Genomic DNA, 4,768 nt, shown 5'->3' with positions numbered 1-4,768 from the left:
AGTCGTCGAGTCGCACTCGCGCCCGCCCCTCCAACTGGGAGAACCGCGGCGGCACACCGTCGAGCAGCGACCGGCCGCCGACCTCGACGAGGCTGGGGTGGTCGAGGCTCTTCAGGACGGTGTGCAGTTCCGTGTTCCCGTCGCCCGAGGCGACGGCGAGGGCCAGCCGGACGGCGCGTCGGCGGTCCCACTCCTCGACCCGGATACTCACCGTTTCGCCGGCGCCCTCGCCTTTCGCGTCCTTGTGCCCGTCCCCGTGCTCGTCCTCCTCGTCAGAGAGCAGGTATTCGGCCCCCGGCCGCAGGTGCCGTCCACGGGCGAGACGAACGCCCGGGATCGGCTGTCCGTCCGGCAGTACCAGTCGCGGACCTTCCACCCGGCTCTCCTCCACCAGGGTGCGGACCACGGCGAGGGCGTCGACGAGCCGGGCGTAAGGGACCGGCCGGACGACGACCGTGTGGTTCATGGACACCATGGGGACAGCATGGTCGACCGGGAGCCGGGCATCCAGGTCCGGGAACGGCCGATATGCAAGTGCTCCCCGCAGGACGGTGATTCGGGCTTCGTGCGGTCCCGGCCGCTCCGCACCCCTGTTCCACCCGCACCCAGTTGGCTTCGTTTCACTCTAACCGACGGCGTTTGTTCACGGGTTCCGGCGGCAGCGGTGGGTGATCGTCGGCCCCCGGATGTTCACGGGAAATGACATCAGTCGTGTTCCGGCGCCGTCGGCTTCCCTGCTTGTCCTGTGCAGCGGATCGATCGTGATCATGGGCGCACAATGAGTGCTGCCGTCGGCTTCCGAGGTGGCAGCATGCCGTGTCATGGCCGACGACAGCACCAGCAGGTTTCAGGCAGGCCAGACGGGCCTCATCGTCAGGATCCCGGACGCGGAGCCAGCCGTCCGCGGATGGCGTGAACGGTTCGATCCCTCAGCCCACGCAGGGGTACCAGCGCATGTCACGGTGCTTTCCCGTTTCTCGACGACAGCCGAATAGATGTGCGTGTCTGCTCGGCCCTCACTGACGTGCTCGGCAGCCATCATGCCCTTGACCTGCGATTTGAGAGCTGTGGGCGGTTTCCCGGGGTGCTGTATCTCGCTCCTGAGCCAGACACGCAGTTGCGGCGGCTCACTGAGGTGATCGCTGACCGTTGGCCTGAAGCCCCTCCCTACCGGAGCCAGTTCACCGAGATCGTGCCCCACCTGACCGTCGCTGACGGTCAGGACGATGCAGTTCTGGACGAGATCGAGGCCGAGCTGCTCAGCAAACTCCCCTTCACGTCCCGAGTCTCATCAGTTGACCTCATGGCGCATGACGGCGCGAAGTGGCAACAGCGAGCGTCGTTCGCACTCCTCGAATGAACGGGCCGTGAGCTTGGCTGATCCACCCGCAACGGGCTGCGGACCAGTATGAAGACGTCAGTCAGCCGGCCTCGACCTGCTCTGCGCGGGCTCGGGTGCTGGCGAGGCAGTAGGAGTCGGTGCCCGTCTCGATGATGGTGCCGTCCCGCAAGGCCGCCCAGACACGGTCGCTGCTCATGCCGCTGCCGCACCCATGAACAACGGGCGCCGCAACTCGTGAACAAAGCCAGGCCGCTGCTACCGCCGTGGCCGCAGAAGGCGCCCGCTCCGATGCCAGCGCACGACCGGCTGTGCCTGCAGGGCATCCTGTACGTACTCCACAACGACATCAGCCGGTAACTCCTACCACCGGAGCCGGTGGTAGGCACCGGACAGACCTGCTGGCGCCGCCTGCACCGATGGCAGCAGGCCGGAGTCTTTGACCGGCTGCACCACATCCTGCTCGCCAGGCTGCAAGCGGCCGACGAACTCGACTGGTCCCGCGCGTGCGTGGACGGCTCCCACACCCGCCCAAAAAGCGGGCGAAGGCACCGGCCCTTCACAGGTCGACCCCTGGAAGACAGGCGGCAAGCACCACCTGATCTGCGACGAACGCGGCACCCGTTCAAGGTCATCACTACCGCCGCCAACATCAACGAGGTCACGCAGGCCCTGGCCTTGGTCGACGGCATACCGCCCGTGGCCGGCAAGCCCGGCCGTCCACATCGCCGGCCCGACGCCGTGCTCGGCGACAAGAGCTACCCCCAACCGCTGCAAGCTGCGCAGGCGACACACCCTGCCGGCGATCTCCCGCAAGGATGCCCCCAACATCAAGGACCTGGGCAACTCCGCTACGTCGTCGAGTAGACCTTCTCGCTTCTGCACCACTTCAAGCGCCTGGCCGTTCGCTGGGAGCGACGGCTCGACCAGCACGACGCCCTCGTATCCCTTGCCTGCAGCCTCATCTGCTGGAGACGCCTCACGAAGGTCCGGTTCTGATCGCCCACAAACTGCTATGCCTGGAAGGCCGCGATCTGGTCCGGTACCGAGAACTCTGACGCACAGTCCGGACACGTCGTGCGGCCGAACAGATGGGTCAGATGGTCTGCGGCCCCTGACTGCCCGGCGCTGACGGCCAGACCGTGCAGCCGAGACGCCAGCAGCGGCAACCCCGCGGGAGCCGCCCGGCGAACCCCGGTGAGTACGGGTCCCTCACGGCCGACAACCCGAATACGTGCGTTCGGGTCCCGACGGCGAGTGCCTCGGAGCTTGCAGGAAAGGTCGATCTCCAAGTCCTCTGCGCAGGAGGGGCACACCACGGGGTACTCAGAGCGGCGCAGGTTGCGCCTCCATATGGGCACCCCCTCGAAAGCCAGAAGGTGCTCCAGCCAGTACAGAAAGTCATCTTCATCACCCTCGAAGGGCCTTGTCATCACGATGTTCTGCGTCAGCTGGTGCAGCTCGTTGATCACAGCCGGGAAGCGCGCCTGGACGTAACCGGGCTTGTGGAACTGCTGCTCCTCGACGACGATGCGGCCGGCCAGCCCAAGCGCCTGCCAGCGACCGCCCGGCTTGCGACCAGCAGCGATGTCTGACAGAACGGGCAGGGCGGCAAAGCTAGCGGTGTACACCGACCCCTGGTGGTACAGGGAAGCCCACAGCTCCTCCCACGCCACATCAGCCAGCTCCAGATCACCAATCTCGTCAAAGAGCCGTGGTAGGTCCTCTGCGGATCCATAGGCGTGCCTCAGCCGGGACCAGTCCAGTGTCATGCCCGCGATCATCCCAGCCGCACCCGACGGCGTACCTCACCAGTTTCGCCACCAAGATGGTGTGACGAGCTCTGGCACTGGCTCGTCCGCCAGGGCTACGGGACCGCCGACCGGCCCGTCGCGGTGATCGCCTCGGGCGAGGGGTGGCCCGATGAGAGACCGAGCTGATCGGGGGATCTGCCATGCATCTGAGCCGAGTTGCGGTGAGTGGCCTGCGCACGAGCGCAGAAACTCCAATGAGTTGCACCCTGCCCGGCAGATTCAGTGTGCCGATCGGTGCGAACGGCGCCGGCAAGAACACGCTAGACGCGCTGTACCTCGCGCACCCTGGAAGCCGGTTCACTGTCTGCCGCGGTCCCCGACCAGAACCGCACGATCTTCTCCACGTCGACCGCCTAAGAGGTCATCTCATTTGGCGTCCGGGGCTCTTGAAACGAGGACGGCGAGTTGGCGCAGTCGCTGGTAGTACTGGCGGCCTGATGGGTCGCTGATCTGCGGAATCACTCGGTCCAGGGCTTCGATGCAGGTCTGCAGGATGCGTCTGCGCTTCGGATCGAGGGCACCGCCGTTGTTGATCCACGTGTAGGCGCAACCTGCGGTATCCGCATCAAGCAGCACCATGTCGATGTCTTCGAACTCGACACCTCGCAGGTTGGCCGGGAATCCGGCGTCGAGGTGTTCCTGCCAGAGATGGGCTGCCTTCTGCATCAGTTCGGATCTGATCATCTGGCCATACTCCTGCACACCGCAGCGTCTGCGGCGTGATTCAGGGGTTCATGCGGCGGTGGCAGATGAGAGCGCAGGCGATGCTCGTGAAAGCGAGGAAGTGCCCGGCCTTGCGCTCGTAGCGGCGGTGGAGTCGGCGGCAGCCGGCGAGCCAGGCCATGGTCGTTCGATGGTCCAACGGTGTCGACCGAGTCGCTGCGAGGTCTCGACGCCCTTGCGGGCGATGCGGTGCCAGATGCCGCGCTGTGACAGCCATTGCCGCAGGTGGCGATAGTCATAGCCCTTGTCTGCATGAAGCTTGCCGGGCTTGCGCCGACGAGGGCCTCGGCGGGACCGGACCGGAGGTATGCCCTTCACGAGCGGCATCAGAGCCTGGCTGTCGTGGACGTTGGCCCCGGAGATGCCGATCGCGGAATTCACGGCTGCCCAGGCGGCAGCCGTGCACCGCGCCATCGAACTACTGAAGGAGCGTGCTGGGTAAAGGCGCTGAGAAGGGCTGTGCGCTGGGGCTTCGCCGCGCTCGGGGTGAGAGTAGCCCCGGCTGCATGGCCGGCGGCGGAACTGGCCGGGCTCGGGCTCATGGCCGGGGCGACCGCACGGTTCCTGTCGGCCTACCGGCGGCACCGTCGCCAGGTTCTTCATCGTCACTCCGCGTTCCTGGCCGCGATCGCTGACAGCGTCCCGGCGTCCGTGCGCAAGCTGGTCAGCCACGAGGTCGCCCTCGCGACCAGCTTCTTGCGCTGGGCGACCCGCCGGGGCCCGCACGGCGTACGCGGCGGCGACCACCCTGTTCCATACGCGCCGGGGCAGACGGCGACGATGTTCGGCTGGCTCTTCGTCTGCTCACCCTTGGCCACCAGCCCACCGAGCTGTCCGGTGGGGCCGACCTGCTGCTTGAGCAGGACGACGGCACCCTGTGGCTGGTCGCACT

5 protein-coding genes and 3 pseudogenes are annotated in these 4,768 nt (G+C 66.7%); 1 reads left to right on the top strand and 7 read right to left on the bottom strand.

The features are described 5' to 3' along the window. Positions 1–475, bottom strand: a pseudogene (locus ACWEN3_RS36560) (hypothetical protein); the annotation flags it as partial. 522 nt (positions 476–997) lie between these two features. On the opposite strand from ACWEN3_RS36560, the gene ACWEN3_RS36555 reads away from it, so the two are divergent. Further along, on the top strand, positions 998–1,360 hold the full coding sequence (locus ACWEN3_RS36555) for a 2'-5' RNA ligase family protein (protein ID WP_452980048.1): 363 nt from the start codon (positions 998–1,000) through the stop codon (positions 1,358–1,360). Between the two features lie 61 nt (positions 1,361–1,421). Here ACWEN3_RS36555 and ACWEN3_RS36550 read toward each other — a convergent pair. The 6 genes and pseudogenes from ACWEN3_RS36550 to ACWEN3_RS36525 all read right to left on the bottom strand — a co-directional run. Next, positions 1,422–1,505, bottom strand: a pseudogene (locus ACWEN3_RS36550) (IS21-like element helper ATPase IstB); the annotation flags it as partial. A 197-nt stretch (positions 1,506–1,702) separates the two neighbouring features. After that, positions 1,703–2,272 (bottom strand): hypothetical protein, encoded by a 570-nt coding sequence (locus ACWEN3_RS36545; RefSeq protein ID WP_452980045.1) that lies wholly within the window; start codon positions 2,270–2,272, stop codon positions 1,703–1,705. 80 nt (positions 2,273–2,352) lie between these two features. After that, entirely contained in the window at positions 2,353–3,111 is a 759-nt protein-coding gene (locus ACWEN3_RS36540; RefSeq protein WP_452980042.1) for a hypothetical protein, read from the bottom strand. 408 nt (positions 3,112–3,519) lie between these two features. Beyond that, entirely contained in the window at positions 3,520–3,837 is a 318-nt protein-coding gene (locus ACWEN3_RS36535) for a hypothetical protein (RefSeq protein ID WP_452980039.1), read from the bottom strand. A gap of 40 nt (positions 3,838–3,877) precedes the next feature. Then, positions 3,878–4,248: pseudogene (locus ACWEN3_RS36530) on the bottom strand (transposase); the annotation flags it as partial. Between the two features lie 233 nt (positions 4,249–4,481). Beyond that, on the bottom strand, positions 4,482–4,768 hold a 287-nt coding region (locus ACWEN3_RS36525), incomplete at its 5' end, for a hypothetical protein (protein ID WP_452980036.1).

Source organism: Streptomyces sp. NPDC004561 (assembly GCF_053602155.1).
Note: the sequence above shows the minus strand (reverse complement) of the source record. Positions and strands in the feature narration are given on the sequence as shown.